Annotated in this window: 16 protein-coding genes and 1 pseudogene; 9 read left to right on the top strand and 8 right to left on the bottom strand. The window is 68.7% G+C overall.

Going from position 1 to position 20,642, the window contains the following annotated elements; genetic code table 11:
* Positions 1-56 precede the first annotated feature (56 nt).
* The 3 genes from VXM69_RS13625 to VXM69_RS13615 all read left to right on the top strand — a co-directional run bounded on the left by VXM69_RS13625 (position 57) and on the right by VXM69_RS13615 (position 3,254).
* The gene (locus tag VXM69_RS13625) at positions 57-1,406 is read left to right on the top strand and encodes an NCS2 family permease (protein ID WP_367188755.1); all 1,350 of its coding nucleotides are present in this window, start codon (positions 57-59) and stop codon (positions 1,404-1,406) included.
* Positions 1,407-1,453: 47 nt separating this feature from the next.
* Positions 1,454-2,554, top strand: coding sequence for an adenosine deaminase (gene add / locus VXM69_RS13620; protein WP_069706715.1), 1,101 nt, complete (start codon positions 1,454-1,456; stop codon positions 2,552-2,554).
* Positions 2,555-2,651: 97 nt separating this feature from the next.
* Positions 2,652-3,254: a hypothetical protein gene (locus VXM69_RS13615; RefSeq protein WP_226104067.1), complete on the top strand. Its 603-nt coding sequence runs from the start codon at positions 2,652-2,654 to the stop codon at positions 3,252-3,254.
* 55 nt (positions 3,255-3,309) lie between these two features.
* Here VXM69_RS13615 and VXM69_RS13610 read toward each other — a convergent pair whose 3' ends face one another.
* On the bottom strand, positions 3,310-5,538 hold the full coding sequence (locus tag VXM69_RS13610) for a penicillin-binding protein 1A (protein ID WP_367188754.1): 2,229 nt from the start codon (positions 5,536-5,538) through the stop codon (positions 3,310-3,312).
* A gap of 122 nt (positions 5,539-5,660) precedes the next feature.
* Positions 5,661-7,169: a PLP-dependent aminotransferase family protein gene (locus tag VXM69_RS13605; protein ID WP_367188753.1), complete on the bottom strand. Its 1,509-nt coding sequence runs from the start codon at positions 7,167-7,169 to the stop codon at positions 5,661-5,663.
* A gap of 123 nt (positions 7,170-7,292) precedes the next feature.
* Here VXM69_RS13605 and VXM69_RS13600 point away from each other — a divergent pair, with 123 nt between their 5' ends.
* A complete protein-coding gene (locus VXM69_RS13600; protein ID WP_367188752.1) occupies positions 7,293-7,931 on the top strand; it encodes an FMN-binding negative transcriptional regulator in 639 nt (212 codons plus the stop codon).
* A 62-nt stretch (positions 7,932-7,993) separates the two neighbouring features.
* Here VXM69_RS13600 and VXM69_RS13595 read toward each other — a convergent pair whose 3' ends face one another.
* Positions 7,994-8,575: a thioredoxin family protein gene (locus VXM69_RS13595; RefSeq protein ID WP_367188751.1), complete on the bottom strand. Its 582-nt coding sequence runs from the start codon at positions 8,573-8,575 to the stop codon at positions 7,994-7,996.
* 226 nt (positions 8,576-8,801) lie between these two features.
* On the opposite strand from VXM69_RS13595, the gene VXM69_RS13590 reads away from it, so the two are divergent.
* Both VXM69_RS13590 and VXM69_RS13585 read left to right on the top strand, forming a co-directional pair.
* Positions 8,802-9,542, top strand: a complete 741-nt coding sequence (locus tag VXM69_RS13590; protein WP_034190595.1) for a response regulator — start codon at positions 8,802-8,804, stop codon at positions 9,540-9,542.
* Complete coding sequence (locus tag VXM69_RS13585; protein ID WP_034190594.1) at positions 9,539-10,861, top strand: ATP-binding protein; 1,323 nt, start codon at positions 9,539-9,541, stop codon at positions 10,859-10,861. The genes VXM69_RS13590 and VXM69_RS13585 overlap by 4 nt, the downstream gene beginning before the upstream one ends.
* An 84-nt stretch (positions 10,862-10,945) precedes the next feature.
* Here the strand turns inward: VXM69_RS13585 and VXM69_RS13580 are convergent, their stop codons facing one another.
* The 4 genes from VXM69_RS13580 to VXM69_RS13565 form a co-directional block, all read right to left on the bottom strand.
* Positions 10,946-11,557: an alpha/beta fold hydrolase gene (locus VXM69_RS13580; RefSeq protein ID WP_034190593.1), complete on the bottom strand. Its 612-nt coding sequence runs from the start codon at positions 11,555-11,557 to the stop codon at positions 10,946-10,948.
* Positions 11,558-11,614: 57 nt separating this feature from the next.
* Positions 11,615-12,349, bottom strand: a complete 735-nt coding sequence (locus VXM69_RS13575; protein WP_049035484.1) for a metallophosphoesterase family protein — start codon at positions 12,347-12,349, stop codon at positions 11,615-11,617.
* Between the two features lie 100 nt (positions 12,350-12,449).
* Positions 12,450-12,986, bottom strand: coding sequence for a GNAT family protein (locus VXM69_RS13570; protein ID WP_049035485.1), 537 nt, complete (start codon positions 12,984-12,986; stop codon positions 12,450-12,452).
* Positions 12,987-12,998: 12 nt separating this feature from the next.
* Positions 12,999-13,631, bottom strand: a complete 633-nt coding sequence (locus VXM69_RS13565; protein ID WP_059557453.1) for a LysE family translocator — start codon at positions 13,629-13,631, stop codon at positions 12,999-13,001.
* Positions 13,632-13,935: 304 nt separating this feature from the next.
* Here VXM69_RS13565 and VXM69_RS13560 point away from each other — a divergent pair, with 304 nt between their 5' ends.
* The 3 genes and pseudogenes from VXM69_RS13560 to VXM69_RS13550 all read left to right on the top strand — a co-directional run bounded on the left by VXM69_RS13560 (position 13,936) and on the right by VXM69_RS13550 (position 18,075).
* Positions 13,936-15,129 carry a porin gene (locus VXM69_RS13560; RefSeq protein ID WP_059557455.1) on the top strand — a complete coding sequence of 398 codons (1,194 nt, stop codon included), beginning with the start codon at positions 13,936-13,938 and terminating at the stop codon, positions 15,127-15,129.
* A gap of 97 nt (positions 15,130-15,226) precedes the next feature.
* Positions 15,227-15,657, top strand: a pseudogene (locus VXM69_RS13555) (GFA family protein).
* Positions 15,658-16,149: 492 nt separating this feature from the next.
* Positions 16,150-18,075 carry an SMP-30/gluconolaconase/LRE-like region family protein gene (locus VXM69_RS13550; RefSeq protein WP_367188750.1) on the top strand — a complete coding sequence of 642 codons (1,926 nt, stop codon included), beginning with the start codon at positions 16,150-16,152 and terminating at the stop codon, positions 18,073-18,075.
* 22 nt (positions 18,076-18,097) lie between these two features.
* Here VXM69_RS13550 and VXM69_RS13545 read toward each other — a convergent pair whose 3' ends face one another.
* Positions 18,098-20,266, bottom strand: coding sequence for a TonB-dependent siderophore receptor (locus VXM69_RS13545; protein WP_367188749.1), 2,169 nt, complete (start codon positions 20,264-20,266; stop codon positions 18,098-18,100).
* Positions 20,267-20,642: the final 376 nt, after the last annotated feature.

Here is a 20,642-nt window from a genome sequence, read left to right as displayed (position 1 = left end):
AGACCGCGCCGCGGGAACCGACACAGGACAATATTCGGAATCACAGGAGAACCACCATGTCAGCGACTGACACGATCCCGGCGCGCGCGCCGGCCAACTGGCTCGAACGCCGCTTCGCGCTCGCCGCGCGCGGCACGAGCGTGCGCACCGAGACGATCGCCGGCGTCACGTCGTTCCTCGCGGCCGCGTACCTGCTCGTCGTGATTCCGTCGCTGCTCGCTACCGGCGGGATGGAGCGCGGCGCGGCGACGACGGCGACCATCGTCGTGTTCGTGTTGTTCACGACGCTGATGGGGCTCTACGCGAACCTGCCGTTCCTCGTCGGCCCCGGCATCGGCGGCTCGGTGATCATCGGCGTGACGCTCGCGACGACGGAACATGTCGGCTGGCAGACGGGCCTCGGCATCGCATGCGTGTCGGGCGTGCTGTTCTTCCTGCTGACGATACTCGGCGCGCGCGGCGTGGTGGTGCGGCTGATTCCGGTGCAGATCAAGCTCGGGCTCGGCGCGTCGATCGGGTTGTTCGTCACGATGCTCGGGCTGCGCAACGCGGGGATGGTCGTCGCGAATGCGAAGACCAACGCGTTCGCGCTCGGCGACTTCTCGCGGCCGGGCGCGCTCGTCGCGCTGACCGGCCTCGCGGTGGCGATCGTGCTGCAGGCGCGCAAGGTGCCCGGTGCGATCCTGATCGCGATCCTCGCCGCGGCCGCGGCCGGCGTGCCGCTGGGCGTCACGCACCTGCCCGCGTCGTTCGTGTCGCTGCCGCACAGCATCGCGCCGATCGCGTTCAAGCTCGATATCGGCAGCGCGTTGAGCCTTGCGGCCGCGCCGTACCTGTTCGCGTTTTTCGCGGCGGAATTCTTCTCGACGCTCGGCACCGCGCTCGCGGTCGGCGCGAAGGCAAACCTGCTCGACGAGCAGGGCAACCTGCCGAACATCAACCGGCCGTTCCTCGTCGACTCGCTCGCCGCGACGCTCGGGCCCGTGTTCGGCATCCCGGCGCTCACGGCGCTGATCGAATCGGCCGCGGGCGTCGAGGCCGGCGGCCGCAGCGGGCTGTCGTCGCTGGCCGCGGCCGTGCTGTTCGCCGCGATGCTGCTGTTCGTGCCGGTCGCGCTCGCGATCCCGAAGGAGGCGACGGCGCCGGCGCTGATCCTGATCGGGCTGTCGATGTTCGCGACGATCCGCCATACGCATTTCGACGATTTCACCGATACGCTGCCCGTGATGTCGATGGTGCTGCTCACGCTGATGTCGAACAGCTTCGGCACCGGCATCGCGGGCGGGCTGCTGTGCTACGTGCTCGTCAAGCTGCTGGCCGGCCGCTGGCGCGACGTGTCGTGGGGGCTCGTCGTGCTCGCGATTCCGCTCGGCTATTACTTCTGGACCGTCGTGAAGCCGCACTGAGGGACGGCTTTCGCGACGCACAGGCACTACCGAAAAAAGAGACTGACATGAAGGGAACACCAGGCAACGTCCCGCCCGCGCGCACGGGCATCGAGATCACGCCGGCCCACCGGGCCTTCTTCCACGCGCTGCCGAAGGTCGAGCTGCATTGCCACCTGCTCGGCGCGGTGCGGCACGACACGTTCGTCGCGCTCGCGGCGCGCAGCGGCGCGCCGATCGAGCGCGCGGAGATCGATGCGTTCTACGCACGCGGCGAGAAGCCGGTCGGCGTGCTGCACGTGCTGCGGGCGCTCGACAAGTATCTGCTCACGCAGCCCGACGATTTGCGGCGGATCGCTTACGAGTATCTGGAAGATGCGGCCGCGCACCATGTCCGGCATGCGGAATTCTTCTGGAATCCGACAGGTACGGTGCGCGTGTCGGGCATCGCGTATGCCGATGCGCAGGCCGCGATCGTGACGGCGATCCGCGATGCCGCGCGCGATTTCGGGATCGGCGCGCGCCTGATCCCGAGCATCGACCGCGAGCAGGATCCCGACGAGGCGGTCGAAATCGTCGAGTGGATGAAGGCGAATCGCGCGGACGAAGTCGCGGGGATCGGCATCGACTATCGCGAGAACGACCGGCCGCCGGAACTGTTCTGGAAGGCGTACCGCAATGCACGTGCGGCCGGTTTCCGCACGACCGCGCACGCGGGCGAGTTCGGGATGCCGTGGCGCAACGTCGAGACGGCCGTCGATCTGCTGCAGGTCGATCGCGTCGATCACGGCTATACGATCGTCGACAACCCCGACCTGTGTGCGCGCTATGCGGAGCGCGGGATCGTCTTCACCGTCGTGCCGACGAATTCGTACTATCTGCGCACGCTGCCGCCGGAGCAATGGGCGGAACGGCATCCGATGCGCAAGATGCCGGGCCTCGGGCTGAAGATCCATCCGAACACCGACGACCCGACGCTTCACAAGGTCAATCCGAGCGAAGCGTGGGAACTGATGCTCAGCCATTTCGGCTTCACCGTGGCCGACCTGAAGCAGTTCATGCTGAACGGGATCGACGGCGCGTGGGTCGATGACGTGACGAAGGCTGCGTGGCGCGCCGCATGGGCGCCGGAGTTCGACGCGCTGGCCGCCACGCTCGCGGCGGGCTGAGTACGCGCGCGCACGCTGTTCGGCCGGTAGCTCGACCGGTCGGCGCTTCGTCCGGATGGGTTCAGGCCGTGCCCGGCCGAAGCAGGATGCCGCGCACGTGTCCCGGCGTCTTCCCGGGCCGCTGTGCGCCGCGGGCTGGCATACCTCGGTCGCGTTCGCTATATTGGCGCCCGGCGGCGCCCGATCGTGTCGCCGCCGCCGCGCGCGCCCGCGCCGGCATTCCGACAACAATACGAACGCTGAGAGGCCCGCCGTGCGCATTCCCGTTTTCTGTCTGATGTTGTGCGTCTCGCTGTCCGCGCGAGCCGGCAGTGCCTGCGATGGGCTGCTCGGCGATTACGCGCGGGCCGCCGGCAAACCCGCGACCCTGCGCGTCGAGAAGGCGGGTGACGACTTCGTGCTGCGCGCGCGTGAAGCCGGCCGCTGGAGCGTCGAAACGGCCCCGGCGCAGGTGGCGGAGCTCGACATGGACGGTCCGGAGAAGCCGCCCGCCGACGCGTGCGTGCTCGACGTGCCGGGCGGCCAACTGATCCGGATGCCGATCGGCTCGCCCTATCAGGTCACGTCGATCACCGGCAGCAGTTTCACGACGAAGCATTCGACCACGGGCGTCCTGCTGCTGATCGTGCAAGGCTTTCAGGTCGACGGCATCGAGCTTCATCCGGTCGCGCGCAGCGGCGAGTCGCCGCCGGCGCCGTGACGCCGGTCGCCGGGCGCTGACGACGCGCCGGTAAAACGGGCCGCGGGCGCCGCGATCAGCGGAAGAATCTCAGCCAGTCGAACAGGCCCGGATGCTGCACGCGCCGTCTCGGCGCGGGCGCGCTGCGTGGCCGGAAATCGGGCGAGAACTGCGCGTGCGGATCGATCGCGCGCGCCCGCAGCGCCGCCTCGTAGAACGAGCCGACGATCGGCAGCGCACTGTGCGCGCCCGCGCCCCAGTAGTCGCTGCGCAGCGTCACGCTGCCGTCGTCGAAGCCGACCCACGCGCCGGCCACGAGCTGCGGATGCATCAGGATGAACCAGCCGTCCGCGTTGTCCTGCGTCGTGCCCGTCTTGCCGGCGACGTCGACGCGGATCCCGTAGCGCGACCGGATGTCGGCGCCGGTGCCGCGATCGACGACGTCGCGCATCACGTCGACGAGCGTCTGCGCGGCCGGCGCCGGCAGCGCGCGTTCGGGCGGCGCGCTGCCGAACGCGGCCAGCACCTTGCCGTCGCGGTCCTCGATGCGCGTGATCATCTGCGGCGCGACGTACACGCCGCGGTTCGCGATCGTGCCGTATGCGGACACCATCTCCTTCAGCGTCACGGGGCTCGTGCCGAGCGCGAGCGACGGCACCGCATCGAGCGGGCTGTCGCGCACGCCCATCGCGCGCGCCAGCTGCGCGACCTTCGCGGCGCCTTCGTGCTGCATCACCTGCGCGGTGACGCGGTTGCGCGACAGCGCGAGCGCGTCACGCAGCGTCATCGGCTCGCCGGTCGGCGGTTCCGCATCGGTCGGGCGCCACACGGCGCGCCCGTCGACCGGAATCGCGACGGGACGATCGACGAACGTATCGTCGGGCCGCATGCCGTCCGCGAACGCCGCGCCATAGACGAACGGCTTGAAGGTCGAACCCGGCTGGCGCCGCGCCTGGAAGACGTGGTCGAACGGCTCGCTGCCGAAATCGGGGCTGCCGACCCACGCGCGGATCGCGCCGTTGCGCGGATCGATCGCGACGAAACCGGCCTGCACCTGCGTCTTGCGTTCGCACAGCGCGCGCATGAACGCGCGGTTGGCGCCGAGCTGCTTCAGCGCCGGCACGTCGGCGAGCCCGGTGTCGCGGGCCTGGCGATACTCGGGCGTCTGGCGGATGAAGCCGCGGAACAGGTCGTTGCGCAACCCGCAGCCGGACGGGCCGCGCCATGCGCCGTCGGCGACCGCCTGCAGCCGCTCGGTCTGCCGCGTCAGCGCCTGCGTGGCCATGTCCTGCAATTGCGCATCGAGCGTCGTGCGCACGACGAGGCCGTCGGCGTAGAGATCGTAGTTGTTGCGGTCGGCCCACGCGATCAGCCACTTGCGCAGCTGTACCGCGAAGTGCGGCGCGAGGCTCGGCTGCGCCGTCTGCGGTTCGAAGTCGACGCGCAGCGGCTGGCGCTGCAGTTTCGTGAGCTGCGGCGGCGTGAGCATGCCCATCTGCGCCATCCGGCCGAGCACGATGTTGCGCCGCTGGACCGCGCGCTCCGGATTCAGCACCGGGTTGTAGTAGCTGTTGCCCTTCAGCATCCCGACGAGCGTCGCGCTTTCCGCGATGTCGAGCTGGTCCGCCGACTTGCCGAAGTAGGTGCGCGCGGCCATTTCGACGCCGTACGCGTTGTACAGGAACGGCACCGTGTTCAGGTAGGTTTCGAGGATCTCGTCCTTGCTGTACACCGATTCGATCTTGAACGCGGTGATCAGCTCCTTCACCTTGCGCGTGAGCGTCGGCGCGCGGCCGACTTCGTCCGGATACAGGTTGCGTGCGAGCTGCTGCGTGATCGTCGAGCCGCCCTGGCGGTTGCCCGAGAAGGTATGCAGCCCGGCGGCGAGCGTGCGGCGCAAGTCGATGCCGTGATGCGAATAGAAGCGATGGTCCTCGGTTGCGATCAGCGCGTCGACCATGTGCGGCGAGATCTGTTTGAGCGGCACCCATTCGCGGTTCACGGGCCGGAACTCGGCGATCAGCTGGCCGTCGGCGGACAGCACGCGCGCCGGGCGGTCGATGCGCGCCTTGCGGATGTCGCCGATGCTCGGCGTGAACGGGACGAACGCGAGCAGGCCCAGCAGGCCCAGCACCGGTATCGCGGCGAGCGTCAGCGCCACGCCGCGCCGCGTCGGATGGCGCAGGCGCTGCAGCACGGCCGCGCACAGCGTGCGCAGGCGCGCGCGGCAGGCGGCGGCGAGCGGTGCGACACGGGCGCGGTAGCGGAGCCACGCATCTCGGAGAAACGGCACGAAGCGATTCAAGGCGGCAAGGGCGGATGGAAGACGCGCGATCCTAGCAAACGGCGCCCGCACACCGGCGGCAGAAACGGCCGTTTGCTTGCAGGATTTACAGACGATTACGTTTGTTGCCCGCCGACAACCTTTTAAGGTGCGCGCGGCCGCGATTGCGCCGACGAAACCACGTCCGCGAGCCGTTGCGCGGCGGCTTCCATCTGCGCGCGGTCGAACCCGCCGAAGCCGAGCACGAGCCCCGGGCGGGCCGTGCCGGGCGCGAACATCGGCGACACCGCGCGTACCGCGACGCCGGCCTGCGCGGCACGGGCGACCACGTCGAGATCGTCGATACCTTCGGCAAGCCACAGCACGACGTGCATGCCCTGGTCGCCCGGCTGCACCCACGCGCGTTCGCGCGGCAGCCGCGCGCCGAGCGTGTCGATCAGCAGCGCGCGCTGTTCCGCATACACGCCGCGCACACGGCGGATGTGGCGGTCGAGATGGCCTTCCGCGATGAAGGCGGCCAGCACGTGCTGATCGGCCGTCGGCGCATGGCGATCCATCAGCACGCGCGCGCCGCAGAACGCGGGCACGAGATCCTCGGGCGCGATCACGTAGCCGAGCCGCAGCGACGGAAACAGGATCTTGCTGAACGTGCCGAGGTAGATCACGCGATCGGGGGCGAGCCCTTGCAGCGACGGGAACGGGTAGCCTTCATAGCGCAGCTCGCTGTCGTAGTCGTCTTCGACGACCCACGCGCGCTGCGCGCGCGCCCAGGCGAGCAGCGCGTTGCGCCGCGCCATGCTCAACGGCATGCCGAGCGGGTACTGGTGCGACGGCGTGACGAACGCGGCGCGCGCCTCCGGCGCGAGCCGCATGCCGGCGTCGACGTCGAGGCCGTCGGCGTCCACCGGCACGCGCACCATCGCGTCGCGCCGCCCGGTGCTTTCGAGCAGCGCGGTGATGCCGCGATAGGCGGGATTCTCGACCCATGCGCGGTCGTTGTCGCCGAGCAGCACCTGGCGCGCGAGATGCAGCCCCTGCTGCGTGCCGCTCGTGATCACGACCTGGCCGGCATCGCAGCGCACCGAGCGCGACCGGCGCACGTAGTCGGCGATCGCTTCGCGCAGCGGCAGCGCGCCCTGCGGATCGGCATAGCCGGACGGCGCACCGGCGCCGCGGGCGCGCAGGCGGTTGCCGAGCCGGCGCCAGATGTCGTCGGGGGCGGTGAGGCCGACCGGCACCGAGATCGCGAACGGCATGGCCGGCAGCGGGCTGAATTCGCGGGCGATCCGCGCGAAGGTGGCGGCGGGCTCGGGCAGGCCGGCGTGCGCCGGGCGCTGGCGTCGCGCGGGCGGTGCGGGCGCGTCGCCGGACGGCGGTTCCGCGAGCGCGTTCGCGACCCGCGTGCCCGCGCCGCCGCGCGACTCGAGAAAGCCCTCGGCGACGAGCTGGGCATACGCATCGACCACCGTGCCGCGCGCAAGCTGCAGCGCCGCCGCCAGCAGTCGCGTGGACGGCAGCGCGTCGCTCGGCCGGACGTCGCCGCGCCGCACGGCGTCGCGCAGCGCCTGCGCGAGCTGACGGCTCAGGTCGCCGGCCGCGCGGTCGAGCGTGCCGAGTGACGGGATTTCGACGATCCGGGCCGTTCTTGCCATGATTCTGGTCTGCTGAAATTGTTCCAAACCGGCTCTACAGCATAAACCAGTTTGGGGTCACAATCGCCGCATGACGGGCCTGCGCCCGCGCCATTTCCCATCCCGTTCGACCGTGGAGCCGACATGTACGTCCCCGCCGATTTCAACGAGCCCGATCCCGACGCGCTGCGCGAGCTGATCGTGCAGCATCCGTTCGGTAGCCTGATCACGCTGGGCAAGAACGGGCTCGACGCGAACCACCTGCCGTTCGAGCTGTTGCCCGACGATGGCGGGCTCGGCGAACTGCATGCGCACGTCGCCCGCGCGAATCCGGTCTGGCGGGACGTCGCGGACGGCGACGAAGTGCTCGTGATTTTCCGCGCCGGCGACGCGTACATCTCGCCGAACTGGTACCCGAGCAAGCACGTCGCGCACCGGCAAGTGCCGACGTGGAACTACGTGGTCGTGCATGCGCACGGCCGCATCACGGTGCGCGACGACGAGAAGTTCGTGCGCGGCGTGGTCGCGCGGCTGACGCGCACGCACGAGGCGTCGCAGCCGGTGCCGTGGAAGATGGGCGACGCGCCGAAGGACTACATCGACACGATGGTGCAGTCGATCGTCGGGCTGCGGATCGAGATCACGCGGCTCGTCGGCAAGCGCAAGCTCGGGCAGAACAAGGCCGGGGCCGATATCCGGGGCGCCGGTGAAGCGCTGGTCGCGGACGGCAACCTCGCGATCGGCGAGGCGATGCTCGCGGCGGCGGACGCGAAACGCACGTGAGCGAGTGAGCGCATGACGGGCGTGCACGCATGTGCAGATGCGCGCCGCGCCCGCCGCGCCGGTCACTGCGTGCGCGTCGCATCCTTCGCCGGTGTGCCGGTCTGCGCGAGCGCCCCGCGGATCGCGGCCTCGGTCTTGTCGTACCCGCCTTCGCCATAGCGCGTATAGACGACCTTGCCGTTCGCATCGATCAGGTACAGCGCGGGCCAGTACTGGTTCCCGTATGCGCGCCACGTGTCGTAGCGGTTGTCCTGTGCGACCGGGTACGAGATGCCGAAGCGCTTGACCGCCTCGGCGACGTTCTTCGCATCGCGTTCGAACGGATATTCGGGCGTGTGCACGCCGACCACGACGAGCCCCTGGTCGCGATACTTCCGGTCCCATTCCTTCACGTACGGAATCGTATGAATGCAGTTGATGCACGAGTACGTCCAGAAATCGACGAGCACGACCTTGCCGCGCAACTGGCCGAGCGTCAGCGGCGCGCTGTTGTGCCAGCGGTCGATGCCGGTGAAATCGGGGGCCGGCGTGCCGGCCAGCGACGCCGGCATGCCCGCATCGTCGCGGGTGCCGGCGAAGGCGGCGAGCCCGGCCGTGGCGGCGAGGGCGATGACGATGGCGGCGGTCTTGAGTCGGGGCAGCATGGCGTTCTCCTGAGCGGGGTGGCCGCGGCTGGACGGCGGCGGCCGGACGGGTTTCGACAGGCCCCATTAGGCGGCGCCGACGTATCCGCGATGTGTCCGGCCGGCGGCGCGTGTGCAATGTTGTGTGTCGCCGCGGCCGCGCGATACATTGGGATACAAACGCGCGCCTGCCATGCGGTATAACAGCGGACATCGCCTGCCCGAACCACGACACCGACCACGACTCATGGACAAGATCGACCACGTGCTGATCGTCGACGACGATCGCGCGATCCGCGAACTGATCGCGGACTACCTGGAGAAGAACGGCATGCGCGTGTCGCTGGCCGCGAACGGCCGCGAGATGCGCAACGTGCTGGACGACGGCGCGCCCGACCTGATCGTGCTCGACCTGATGATGCCGGGCGAGGACGGTCTCACGCTGTGCCGCGACCTGCGGGCCGGCAAGTTCCGCACGGTACCCGTGCTGATGCTGACCGCGCGCGGCGAGGAAACCGACCGCATCATCGGCCTCGAGATGGGCGCCGACGATTACCTGGCCAAGCCGTTCGCGGTGCGCGAACTGCTCGCGCGGATCCGCTCGGTGCTGCGCCGCGCGCGCATGCTGCCGCCCGGCATGCAGGTGACGGAAACGGCCGAGATGCTCGCGTTCGGCGAATGGCGGCTCGACACGACCGGGCGCCACCTGCTCGACGCCGAAGGCACGCTGGTCGCGCTGAGCGGCGCCGAATACCGGCTGCTGCGCGTGTTCCTCGACAACCCGCAGCGCGTGCTGACGCGCGACCAGTTGCTCAACCTCACGCAGGGGCGGCAGTCCGACCCGTTCGACCGCTCGATCGACCTGCTCGTGAGCCGGTTGCGCCAGCGGCTGCGCGACGGCGCGCGCGAACCGCGCTACATCAAGACGCTGCGTAACGAGGGCTACGTGTTCTCGTCGGCCGTGACCGCCGTCGACGGTACGCCATGAGCGCGCGTACGCCGTGGCACTGGCCGCGCTCGCTGTTCGCGCGGCTCGCGCTGATCCTGTGCGTGGGCCTCGCGCTCGCGCAGACGCTGTCGTTCTGGCTCACCGTCACCGAGCGCGACCAGGCGACCACCAACCTGATGATGGGCTATATCGAGCGCGAGGTCGCGAGTTCGGTCGCGCTGCTCGACCACTTGCCGCCGGCCGAGCGCGCCGCGTGGCTGCCGCGTCTCGCGCGGCGCAGCTATGCGTTCATCCTCGGGCCCGGCGAGACGGGCACGCCGCCGGAAGCGCGGCTGTCGGCGCGCGTCGAGCGTTCGATCTCGGACGGCATCGGCGGCGACTACCCGCTGACCGCGAACGCGATCCCCGGCGACCGCGAACATCTGCAGGTGCACCTGCGCCTGACCGACGGGTCGCCGCTGACGATCGACATTCATCCGATGTCGACGGTGCCGCTGTCGGGCTGGCTGCCGGTCGTGCTCGTGCTGCAGCTCGCGGTGCTGGCCGCGTGCTGCTGGCTCGCGGTGCGGCTCGCGACGCGGCCGCTCAAGCAGCTCGCGCAGGCCGCCGACGCGCTCGGCCCGGACCTGAAGGGCGAGCGGCTGGACGAAGGCGGGCCGTCGGAGGTCGCGCGTGCCGCCCGGGCATTCAACGCGATGCAGGACCGCATCGCGCAGTACATGGCCGAGCGCATGCAGATCCTCGCGTCGATCTCGCACGACCTGCAGACGCCGATCACGCGCATGCGGCTGCGGGTCGACGTGATGGACGACGACACGCAGGGCGCGAAGCTGCGCCAGGACCTGATCGAGATGGAGCACCTGGTGAAGGAGGGCGTCGCGTACGCGCGGACGCTGCACGGCACCGAGGAAGCCGCGCGCCGCATCGATCTCGACGCGCTGCTCGACAGCATCGTGTGCGACTACACGGATGCGGGGCAGGACGTCGCGCTGCACAGCCGCGCGCCGCTCGCGCTCGTCACGCGGCCGAAGGCGCTGCGCCGCATCGTGGGCAACCTCGTCGACAACGCGCTGAAGTTCGCGGGCGCGGCCGAGATCGACGTGCAGGCCGCGCCGGACGGCGGCGCGGTGATTGCCGTGCTCGACCGCGGGCCTGGCATTCCGGCCGATCAGCTCGACGCGGTATTCGAGCCGTTCCGGCGCGTGGAGACGTCGCGCAACCGCGACACGGGCGGCACGGGGTTGGGTCTGGCGATCGCGAAGCAACTCGCGCTCGCGATGGGCGGCACGCTGACGCTGAACAACCGGCCCGATGGCGGCGGGCTCGAAGCACGGCTCACGCTGAGGCGCGCGGGGTGAGCCGACGCGGCGCGTGAGCGTCGCGGTGCCGGGTGCGCGCCGAAGCTGAAGCGTGGATGGAAGCGGATGCCGGCGCGCGCGACGTTACGTGCGCTGCAGATGCGCGTCGACGAGCGGGGCGAGCGCTTGCGCATGCACGGCCGCGAGGTCGTGCCGGCCGCCCGCCACGACATGCAGCCGCGCATCGGGCAGCCGTTCGAGCAGGCGCCGGCCGGCCGCGACGGGGCTGATCGGATCGTCGTCGCCCCACAGCAGCAGCGTCGGTTGTGCGATGCGGCCGATGTCCCGCGAGAAGTCCGCGCGGAACGTCAGGAACCAGTCGGGCAACTGCGGGTTCGCTTCGGCGAAGCCGGCCCGCCAGTCCTGCGCACCGAGCCCTTCCATGTCGAGCCCGCCGGACGTGACCGTCAGCACGAGGTGCGTGACGAGCCCGGGCTTGTCGAGCGCCGCGCGCATCGCGATCACGCCGCCCATCGACTGGGCGATCACGGCGGTCGGCCGGTCGATCTTCTCGAGGACATCGCGCACGAGGCCGTCGAAATCGTCGACGGCCGGATCGCGCGGCGTGTCGCCGAAGCCCGGATAGGCGACGATGCGCCGTTCGGCCGGATGCGTGAGCAGGCCGGCCAGCGGCTGCCAGAAAGCGGTGCTGCCCGATGCGCCGGGCAGGAAGAGCAGTTGCGACGGAACGGGCATGGCGTTCGGTTTTCCTGAAAGGGACGTGAAGCGGGGCGGCGGCGCGGCGCGTGCGTCTCAGCACCGGCCGGTGCGCAGCGCGACGGTCCAGTCGTCGCGCCCGCGCGAGGCCGCGGTGACGGCGGCCGTGTGCCAGTCGTATTCGACCGCATGGAATTCGACGCTCCAGCCGGCCGCCGTGCGCGACACCATCGCGTAGCGCGCATGCGGCGAGCCTGTTTCGATGCGGTGCGGATGCGGCAGGTCGTCCTCGTACGCCTGCAGCCCGACGCTGCCCGGGTTGACGATCAGCCGGCCGTCGTCGAGCTTCGCGGTACGCGGCACGTGCGTGTGGCCGCACAGGATCAGCGACGCCGCTTCGTGGCCCGCGCGCCGCGCGACTTCGTCGGGCGTGGCCGCGCGGCAGCCGTCGGGCGTGACCGTCTCGAGGAAGTAGACGAGATCGCTGGCCGGCGTGCCGTGCACCATCAATACGTCGTCGTCGAGCATCATGCGTTCGGGCAGCGCGGCGATCCAGTCGAGCTGGTCGTCGCGCAGCGTGTCGTGCGCCCAGCGATCGGACAGCCGCATCGCTGCGCGGTCGCAGGTGAGCAACTGCCGCTCGTGATTGCCCTTGATGGTCGGCAGATCGAGCGCGATCAGGCGGTCGGCCGTTTCGGCCGGATGGAGCGCGCCCGACACGATGTCGCCGAGATTGACGATCACGTCGGCGCCGCGGCGGCGGACGTCGTCGAGCACCGCGTCGAGCGCGGCGAGGTTGCCGTGGATGTCGGAAAGCGCGGCGATCTTCATGGCGGAGCGTCGATGAGGGGAACGGCGATTGTCGCCAATTCGGTGCGGGTCGTCCAACAATCGCATCATGGCACCGGCGCGCGATGCCGCGTACGGTGCGTCAGTCGGTCGCGAGGCGCGCGTACATCGCGAAATCGCCCGGCGTGCCGCGCACCATCTTGTAGGCGCGCAACAGTCCTTCGTAGCGGTAGCCGCACTTCTGCAGCACGCGCGCGGAGCCCGCGTTGCTGGTCAGCACGACGGCCTGCATCCGCATGAAGCCGCCCGTGGTGAACGCCCATGCGGTGACGGCTTCGCACACGGCGCTCGCGATGCCGCGCCCCCAGTGCGACGGCGCGAGGTCGTACGCGATCTCCGCCGAGCGGTTCACGGTGGACACCGTATGCAGCCCGACCGTCCCGGCGAGCGTGCCCGATGCGGTGTCGACGATCGCGAGACGCCGGATCGAATCCGGGTCGGCCGATTCGATGTTGTCGAACAGCGGCAGCAGATCGTCGGGTGCGCGCAGGTTCCAGCTCGTGTGGCGGAAGACGTCGGGGTTGGACAGGTACGCGTACCACGCGTCGAGGTCCGCGCGGTCGAGTTGCCGGAGCGACAGGCCGGGGAAGCCGGAGCGGGGCGGTCGATCGATTTTCATCGCAACCGGCTTCTATGCCGCATGGCGCCGGTACAGCGCGAGCGACCCGGCGAGCGCGAGCAGCATCGCGCCGCACGTGCGTTCGAGCCACAGCGCACCCGCGCGTTTCAGCAGCCGCACCGCGCGGGCGCCGAGCAGCGCGTAGCCGAACATCACCGCGCCGTCGAGCAGCGCGAACGTGACCGCGAGCGCGACGTACTGCGGCGCGAGCGGCGCGGACGGATCGAGGAACTGGGGCAGGAACGCGGAGAAGAACAGATAGCCCTTCGGATTCGTGACAGCGGTCAGGAAGCTCTTCGCGAAGATCGACGCGTTGCGATCGGGCGCCGCGCCGGCGGACGCGGCGGCGACGTCGAGCGAACCCTTCGACATCAGCAGCCGGATGCCGACATACGCGAGGTACGCGGCGCCGAGCCATTTCACCACCGAGAACCAGAACGCCGATGCCATCAGCAGCGCGCCGAGGCCGAGCGCGACCGCGACGATCAGCACGACGTCGGACAGCATCGCGCCCGCGAAGCCATAGGCCGCGCGGCGCACGCCGTAACGCGAGCCGTTGGTCAGCGCGAGCAGCACGGTCGGGCCGGGTGTCGCGATGCCGACGAACGCGACGGCGGCGAAGATCAGCAGGGTCGTTTCATGCATGACGGCACTCCTGGGGAAAGGGTGCGTTCGATTATCGGGGGCGCCGCCCCATGCTGTACAGGCGCGGCAGCGATCAACGACGGCCGTGTCGCGACTATCTCGATTTTGGCAAAAAACTGTTGTCATTATTCCGCTTTGGGTCGGAACCGGTTCCAACTACCATGGCGGCCGCAGCGGGCATGCCCGCCGCGTCGTCGCGCGCGGACGCGGCCGGCCTCGCACCGCCGGCGGATGTCGGCGCCCGTGCGCGCTACTCGCAACAGTCAGCCAGAACAACGGGTTCGACGCCCGGAGACATAACATCATGAACAAGCAACTGATCGCAGCGCCGCTGCTGCTCTCGCTCGCGGGTATCGCCGCCGCGCAAAGCTCCGTCACGCTGTACGGCATCGTCGACGCGGGCGTGACCTACCGCAGCAACGAACGGGTTGGCTCGGCGGGTGCGTACACCGGCCATTCGAGCGTCGGTCTCACGACCGGCAACCTGTCCGGCAGCCGCTGGGGCATCAAGGGTTCCGAGGATCTCGGCGGCGGCATGCGCGCGCTGTTCGTGCTCGAGAACGGCTTCGACATCGCGAACGGCACGTCGGGCCAGGGCGGCCGCCAGTTCGGCCGCCAGGCGTTCGTCGGCGTCGGCAGCAACCGCTACGGCACGATCACGCTCGGCCGTCAGTACACGTCGCTCGACGATTTCGTGAGCCCGGTCGGCCCATCGTCGTTCATCGGCGGCTTCGGCGCGCACCCGGGCGACATCGACGATCTCGACCAGACCGCCCGCGTCGACAGCTCGATCAAGTACACGAGCGCGAACTACTCGGGCTTCACGTTCGGCGCGCTGTACGGCTTCGGCGGCCAGCCGGGGAGCATGAAGCAGCGCAACACGTGGAGCGTCGGCGCCGCGTACGCGGCTGGCCCGCTGCGCGTCGGCGTCGGCTACGAGCGCTCGGACAACAGCAAGACGGGCGCGACCGACCCGACGGCCGGCAAGTGGCAGAGCACCGACGACGGCCTGTTCAATTCGTCGATCAACGAAGGTTATGCAAGCGCGCAATCGCAGCAGGTGATCGCGACGGGGGCGACGTACGACTTCGGCCCGGCCGTCGTCGGCGTGAACTACAGCAACGTGCAGTACCGCGGCGGCGCGCAGTCGCTGTTCTCCGGGCATGCGACGTTCAACGTCGCCGGCGTGTTCACGCGCTGGAACGTGCAGCCGCAGACGCAGCTGTTTGCCGGCTACAGCTACACGCGCGGCAGCGACGTCGACGGCATCGACAACCGTGCGCAGTATCACAACGTCACGCTCGGCGCCGTGTACGACCTGTCGAAGCGCACCAGCGTGTACCTGCTCGGCGCGTACCAGCATGCGTCCGGCACGACGCTCGACGCACTCGGTCGGCCGGTGGCCGCGACCGCGTCGGTGTCGGACAAGGCGAACGGTCATTCGTCCGATTCGCGATCGCAGGCGATCGTGAGCCTCGGGCTGCGCCAGAAGTTCTGACGCGGCGATCGTTGCGCGGGCAACGGGGCCCACTGCTGCTGCGGGCATCGTTGCCGGCATGCTCCTATACCGTCGCCTCCCTTTTCGAGGAGACGACATGACCCGAACGCTTTCCGCGCGCTGCCTGTGCGTGCCGTGACGGTCACGCTGCGCGGCGAGCGGGCGGCGCGCGCGAACTGTCATTGCGCGACGTGCCGCGATTTTTACGGCACGCCGATGCTGTCGGCTACTGCATGGCCGCCGGAGCAGGTGACGATCGACGGCGGTCACGCGACGTTCCCGCATCCGTCGATGTCGATGTCACGGGCGTGGTGCGCATCGCGCGGCGAGATCGTGTTCGGGACGAACCGGCCCGGCATGCGCGTCGTGCCGAACAGCTTGACCGCGGGTGCGCATGGCGGGCCGCTGCCGGACCACTTGCAACCGTCGATGCCCCTGTTCTACGGGCCACGCGTGATCGACGTCGCCGACGCGCTGCCGAAATACGTCGACGGCTGGGGCGGCCCGACGCTCGACCCGGCAAGTTGAGCGATCGCCGCCGCGTGCCGGTCCGGCCGCGCGCGGTTTTTCCCGCCGCATTCCTCCTTTCCCTCCCGTTTTCCCTTCCGCGCGCGAAATCGCGAACAGCCGATCGCATCGAATAATATTTTTCTCCTTTCATTTTGATTTCTATTTGTAATAATCGAAAAGAATTCCGGGATGAAAAGGCAATGCGGTCATATAAGGAAAAATGACGCATTTGTATCGGGTGATTCGGAAGAAAATGCCGGCGTATACGTCGAGATCGCGTGACCGTCAGGCCGTCGTGGCGCGGTTTTGCAGATTTTGCGATCGTTGACGAAAAAGCGCCGGACGGCAAAAGGCGTGGAGTGAATAATTCGGAGTAACGGCGAATGCGCATTTGCCTGAATCACCAATATTTCATGCGCCGCGATTTACAGTGTCGACCATTCTGAATCACCAATATTTCATGCGCCGCGATTTACAGTGTCGACCATTGTTCGTCTGGGAGCATTATTCATGTCAATGAAACAAATCCGCGCGGCGTTGCTGGGAATGTGCATGGCGCTGCTGGCGCCGGCGGGCCACGCGCAGGCGCAATACTCGACCGACTGGCTTGCGAACACGTACGGCACGCTGGCCGCCCACGTCGGCAACGGCGCACGCTCGATGTGGGTCGCGCCCGAAGGCGTGATCTACACGGCGTCGCGCTGGGACGAGAACGCGGGCGGCGTCGCGATCTACCAGAACGGCCAGCCGCTCGGCACGATCGGCATCCACGACGAATTCCAGGGCGGAGCGATCACCGGCAATGCCACGTCGCTGTTCGTCGCGCTCGGCTACAACCGCACGTTCGGCAGCGGCTCGGTGGGGCGCTACAACCGAAGCTCGAACCAGCGCGACCTGCGCATCCCGGTCAGCACGTGGACGGGCATCCAGTACGCGGACGTGATCACGGGCCTCGCGACGGGCGGCAACCTGCTGTACGTGAGCGACTTCTACGGCAACCGCGTGCGCGTCTATACGACCGACGGCGTATGGCAGCGCGACATCGGCGTCACGGGTCCCGGCGCGCTGGCGCTCGATGCGGCCGGCAATCTGTGGGTCGCGCGCAAGAGCGCGGGCGTCGTCGCGCAGTTCAGCGCGGCCGGTGCGGCGATGAACACGCTTCAGATGGCGGCCGGCGCGCGGCCGGCGTCGTTGTACTTCGATGCGTCGATGGGCCAGTTGATGGTGGGCGACGAAGGGCCTGACATGAACATCAAGGTGTACGGCGGGCTGCCCGGGATGCCGGTGCAGGTCGGCACGTTCGGCGTGCAGGGCGGTTATCTCGACACGACGACGGGCATCAAGGGGCAGGTCGGCGACAAGCGCTTCACGCGCGTCGCGGCGCTCGGCAAGGATGCGGCCGGCAACCTGTACGTGCTGAACAACGCGTGGGGCGGCGGCTGGGATCTCGGCCGCAATGGCAGCACCGATCTGCATTCGTACAGCCCGGTCGGCACGCTGCAATGGAAGCTGCAGGCGTTGAACTTCGAGGGAATCGCCGCGCCCGATCCGGTGACGGACGGCACGTTGTTCTTCAGCGGCAACAACGTGTACACGGGCACCGCGGGCGGCGCGTTCGTCGCGAACACGGTCGACCCGTTCACCTACCCGAAGGACCCGCGCCTCGACATGAACGACTATCAGCGCGGCCAGCACTTCGGCCAGCTCGTGAACGTCGGCGGCAACCGGATCCTCGTCGCGTCGGGCCAGAACCCGGGCAACTTCAACTTCTATTACTTCAACACCGCGAGCGGCTACATCGCGATCCCGGCCGGTTCGCTGCCGGGCAAGCCGTTCAACACGACGCTGCAGGTGACGGCCGGTTTCGACATCGACGGCAACGGCGACGTGTGGGCCGGGCTGAACGGATCGAACGTGATCGCGCGCTACCCGATGACGGGCTTCGACGCGACCGGCAAGCCGTCGTGGGGCAAGCCGACGACGACGCCCGTGCCGACCGGCGTCGCGCCGGTCACGCGCATCATCTACCAGGCCGACAGCGACACGATGATCCTCGCGCAGGGCCTCGCGGGCAATTGGGACTGGACCGCGATGAACGGGCACATCGAGGTCTATCACGGCTGGAAGAGCGGCAACACGAGCGCGCCGAACCCGGTGATCAACCTGACGAGCGCGAACCCGAAATCGATCGCGGCGGCCGGCCACTATCTGTTCGTCGGCTACGTGCACACGGTGCCGAACATCGACGTGTTCGACCTGAACACCGGCGCGCTCGTCACGACGCTGACGAATTCGAACACGTCGGCGATGGACGTCGGCAACGACGTCGATTCGATGTACGGCGTGCGTGCCTACCTGCGCTCGACCGGCGAGTACGTGATCACGAAGGACAACTACAACGGGTCGAACATCGTCGTTTATCGCTGGCGCCCGTGACCGCGCCGGCCATCCCGTTGCGTCAGAACGATACCGTCGTCGTCAACGTGACGAGCCGCGGTTCGCCGACCGCGACGATCAGGTTGTTGTTGCTCGACGGGTAGTAGGTCTTGTCGAGCAGGTTCTTCACGTTGAGCTGGAAGCGCGTCGGGAACTTGCCGATCGTCGTTTCGTAGGCGGCGAACGCATCGACGGTCACGTAGCCGGGCAGCGTGAAGCTGTTCGCCGTATCGCCGGGGCGTGCGCCGACGAGGCGCGCGCCACCGCCGAAGCGCCAGCGGCCCGGCAGGTTCGCGATGGCCGTGTCGTACACCGCGAACAGGCTGCCCGTGTGGCGTGCGACGTTGACGAGCGGTGTGTTGCTGTCGCGATCGTTCGCGTTCGTATACGCATAGCTGCCGATCACGCTCAGGTGACGCGTGATCTGCCCGGCGACGTCGAGCTCGATCCCGCGCGAGCGCGCGGTACCGATCGTCGACGTGAGGTCGCCGACCGTGACCGCGACGTTGCGCTTGTCGATCTGGTAGACCGCGAGCGTGCCGGTGATCGCGGGCTTCAGGCTGAACTTCAGCCCGGCCTCGAGCACGCGGCCGTATTCCGGCGCGAGCGGTGCCGCGACGTTCGATGCGACGTTCGGCTTGAACGAACGGCTCACGTTCGCATACGCGGTCAGCTCGGGCGTGAGCGCATAGGCGAGCCCGAACTGCGGCAGCCAGACGCTGCCGCGCGACCGGTCGGCGAACACGAACGGGCGCCCCATGCCCGATTCCTGCTGCCAGTTTTCCCAGCGCAGCCCGCCCACTGCCGTGAGGCGGTCGGTGATCTTCACGGTATCCTGAACGATCGTCGAATACGCATGCACGACCGAGCGCGAATCGCTTTGCTTCGCGTTGGGCGTGCCGCCCGGTGCGAGCAGGCCGTACACGGGATCGTAGAGATTGAAACCGGTCGTCGCCTTGCCGCGGATCGTGTCGCCGCGGAAGCTGCGCTGCCGCTCGTATTCGCCGCCGATGTAGAGCGCGTGGTTCATCCCCGCCAGCGTCACGTTGCCGAGCAGGCCGAGCGTCGCGATCTGGTCGGAATCGTTGCGCCCCAGGTTCGCGTCGGACGAGCGCGTCAGCGCGCCGGTCCTGCTGTTGAACGCGGTGGCGCGCGTAATGTACTGATCGTAGCGGTCGCGGCCCCAGCCGTAGGTCGCGCGTACACGCCATGCGTCGGAGAAGCGGTGCTCGATGCGCGTACGCAGCGTTTCCTGGATGCCGCTGCTTTGCGACCACGCTTCCTCGTAGCGGCGATAACGCAGCGTATCGTCGAGCTGGCCGTTCACGAGCACGGTGCCGCGATCGAACGGCGTCGTGTAGTCGACGTACTGGTAGCTGACGTCGATCGACGTGTTCGCGTCGTGCCACGACAGCGCGGGCGCGATCAGCGCATTGCGTTCGCGGCCGAAGCTGCGCCAGTAGCGGCTCGTGTCGTATTCGCCGGTCAGCCGGAACGCGAGCGTGCCGCCCGCGACCTGGCCCGGCTTGCCGAGCGGGCCCGTGAGGTCGAACTGCGCGCTGCTGCCGCCATGGCTCGTGCGCGACGCGGAGATCGAGCCGCCGAACGTGTCTTCCGGCTTGCGCGTGACGAGGTTGATCACGCCGCCCGGATCCTGCATCCCGTACAGCAGCGACGCGGGCCCTTTCAGCACTTCGACGCGATCGATCGTCGCGAGATAGCTGTGCAGCACCGGCGTGCGCACGCCGTCGACGAGCACCGAGCCGTCGTTGTTCGATCCGAAGCCGCGCTTGATGAACGCGTCGCGCGTGCCGCCGAGCGTGTTCGTCTGCGTGACGCCGCTGATGTTGCCGAGCACGTCGTCGAGCGAGCGCGCCTGCTGGTCCTGCATCACGCTGCTGCTGACCACCGCGACCGATTGCGGAATCTCCTTCAGCGAACGGTCGTCGCCGCCCGCGATGCGCGTGGTGCGCGGCTGATAGCCGACCGTCGGATCGGCCGTTGCCGACGCGCTGACGCTGATCGCCGGGAGTTCATGTTCGGTTGGCGTCGCGGGAGTCGATGCGGGCGTGACGGGTTCGGCGTTGGCCGCATGCACGCCGCTCGCGACGCAAAGGGTGAGCAGGGCAGGCAGGCGGGTGCGCCACGGACGCTGGGTCCGGGCACGGCGAGGCGTTCGACGGGATGGCATGAATCGAGGCAGGAGGAATACCAAGGATCGTGTTGCGGGCCGCGGCATTTGGTTGCGGCCAGGTTGCGCATGATATATTTAATGAGAATCATTTGCAATTGTAATGGGATGGCCGGCAATGCACGGGACCCAGTTGCCGGGCCATCGACCGTCTGCTACCGTAGCGGCCAAAATCAGACGCAGTAAAAATCAACGAGAGAGCCGGGGGCCGCACCATGTCATCTTCCAGTCACGTCGCGTTCCGCGCGGCGCCGTGCACCGCGCACGACCCTGCGCGTGATGAAGTGATCGCAGCCGTGTTCCGCCATTCGAACGATTAAAGCAACGAAAGCGAATGCAACCGGCGCAAGCGCCGGGCTTCGACGACTTCAACCAC

It is taken from the genome of Burkholderia sp. Ed8, assembly GCF_040761425.1.
Taxonomy (GTDB): Bacteria; Pseudomonadota; Gammaproteobacteria; order Burkholderiales; family Burkholderiaceae; genus Burkholderia; species Burkholderia seminalis.
The sequence above is the reverse complement of the archived record's forward strand: the minus strand, read 5'-3'. Positions and strand labels throughout refer to the sequence as shown.

Excerpts from the sequence above, each read along its gene's own strand:
- VXM69_RS13570 (WP_049035485.1), bottom strand. The coding sequence starts at position 12,986 with ATGAAAATCGATCGACCGCCCCGCTCCGGCTTCCCCGGCCTGTCGCTC.
- VXM69_RS13625 (WP_367188755.1), top strand. The coding sequence starts at position 57 with ATGTCAGCGACTGACACGATCCCGGCGCGCGCGCCGGCCAACTGGCTC.
- VXM69_RS13585 (WP_034190594.1), top strand. The coding sequence starts at position 9,539 with ATGAGCGCGCGTACGCCGTGGCACTGGCCGCGCTCGCTGTTCGCGCGG.
- VXM69_RS13575 (WP_049035484.1), bottom strand. The coding sequence starts at position 12,349 with ATGAAGATCGCCGCGCTTTCCGACATCCACGGCAACCTCGCCGCGCTC.
- VXM69_RS13550 (WP_367188750.1), top strand. The coding sequence starts at position 16,150 with ATGTCAATGAAACAAATCCGCGCGGCGTTGCTGGGAATGTGCATGGCG.
- VXM69_RS13560 (WP_059557455.1), top strand. The coding sequence starts at position 13,936 with ATGAACAAGCAACTGATCGCAGCGCCGCTGCTGCTCTCGCTCGCGGGT.
- VXM69_RS13605 (WP_367188753.1), bottom strand. The coding sequence starts at position 7,169 with ATGGCAAGAACGGCCCGGATCGTCGAAATCCCGTCACTCGGCACGCTC.
- add (WP_069706715.1), top strand. The coding sequence starts at position 1,454 with ATGAAGGGAACACCAGGCAACGTCCCGCCCGCGCGCACGGGCATCGAG.
- VXM69_RS13600 (WP_367188752.1), top strand. The coding sequence starts at position 7,293 with ATGTACGTCCCCGCCGATTTCAACGAGCCCGATCCCGACGCGCTGCGC.
- VXM69_RS13590 (WP_034190595.1), top strand. The coding sequence starts at position 8,802 with ATGGACAAGATCGACCACGTGCTGATCGTCGACGACGATCGCGCGATC.
- VXM69_RS13595 (WP_367188751.1), bottom strand. The coding sequence starts at position 8,575 with ATGCTGCCCCGACTCAAGACCGCCGCCATCGTCATCGCCCTCGCCGCC.
- VXM69_RS13545 (WP_367188749.1), bottom strand. The coding sequence starts at position 20,266 with ATGCCATCCCGTCGAACGCCTCGCCGTGCCCGGACCCAGCGTCCGTGG.
- VXM69_RS13580 (WP_034190593.1), bottom strand. The coding sequence starts at position 11,557 with ATGCCCGTTCCGTCGCAACTGCTCTTCCTGCCCGGCGCATCGGGCAGC.
- VXM69_RS13565 (WP_059557453.1), bottom strand. The coding sequence starts at position 13,631 with ATGCATGAAACGACCCTGCTGATCTTCGCCGCCGTCGCGTTCGTCGGC.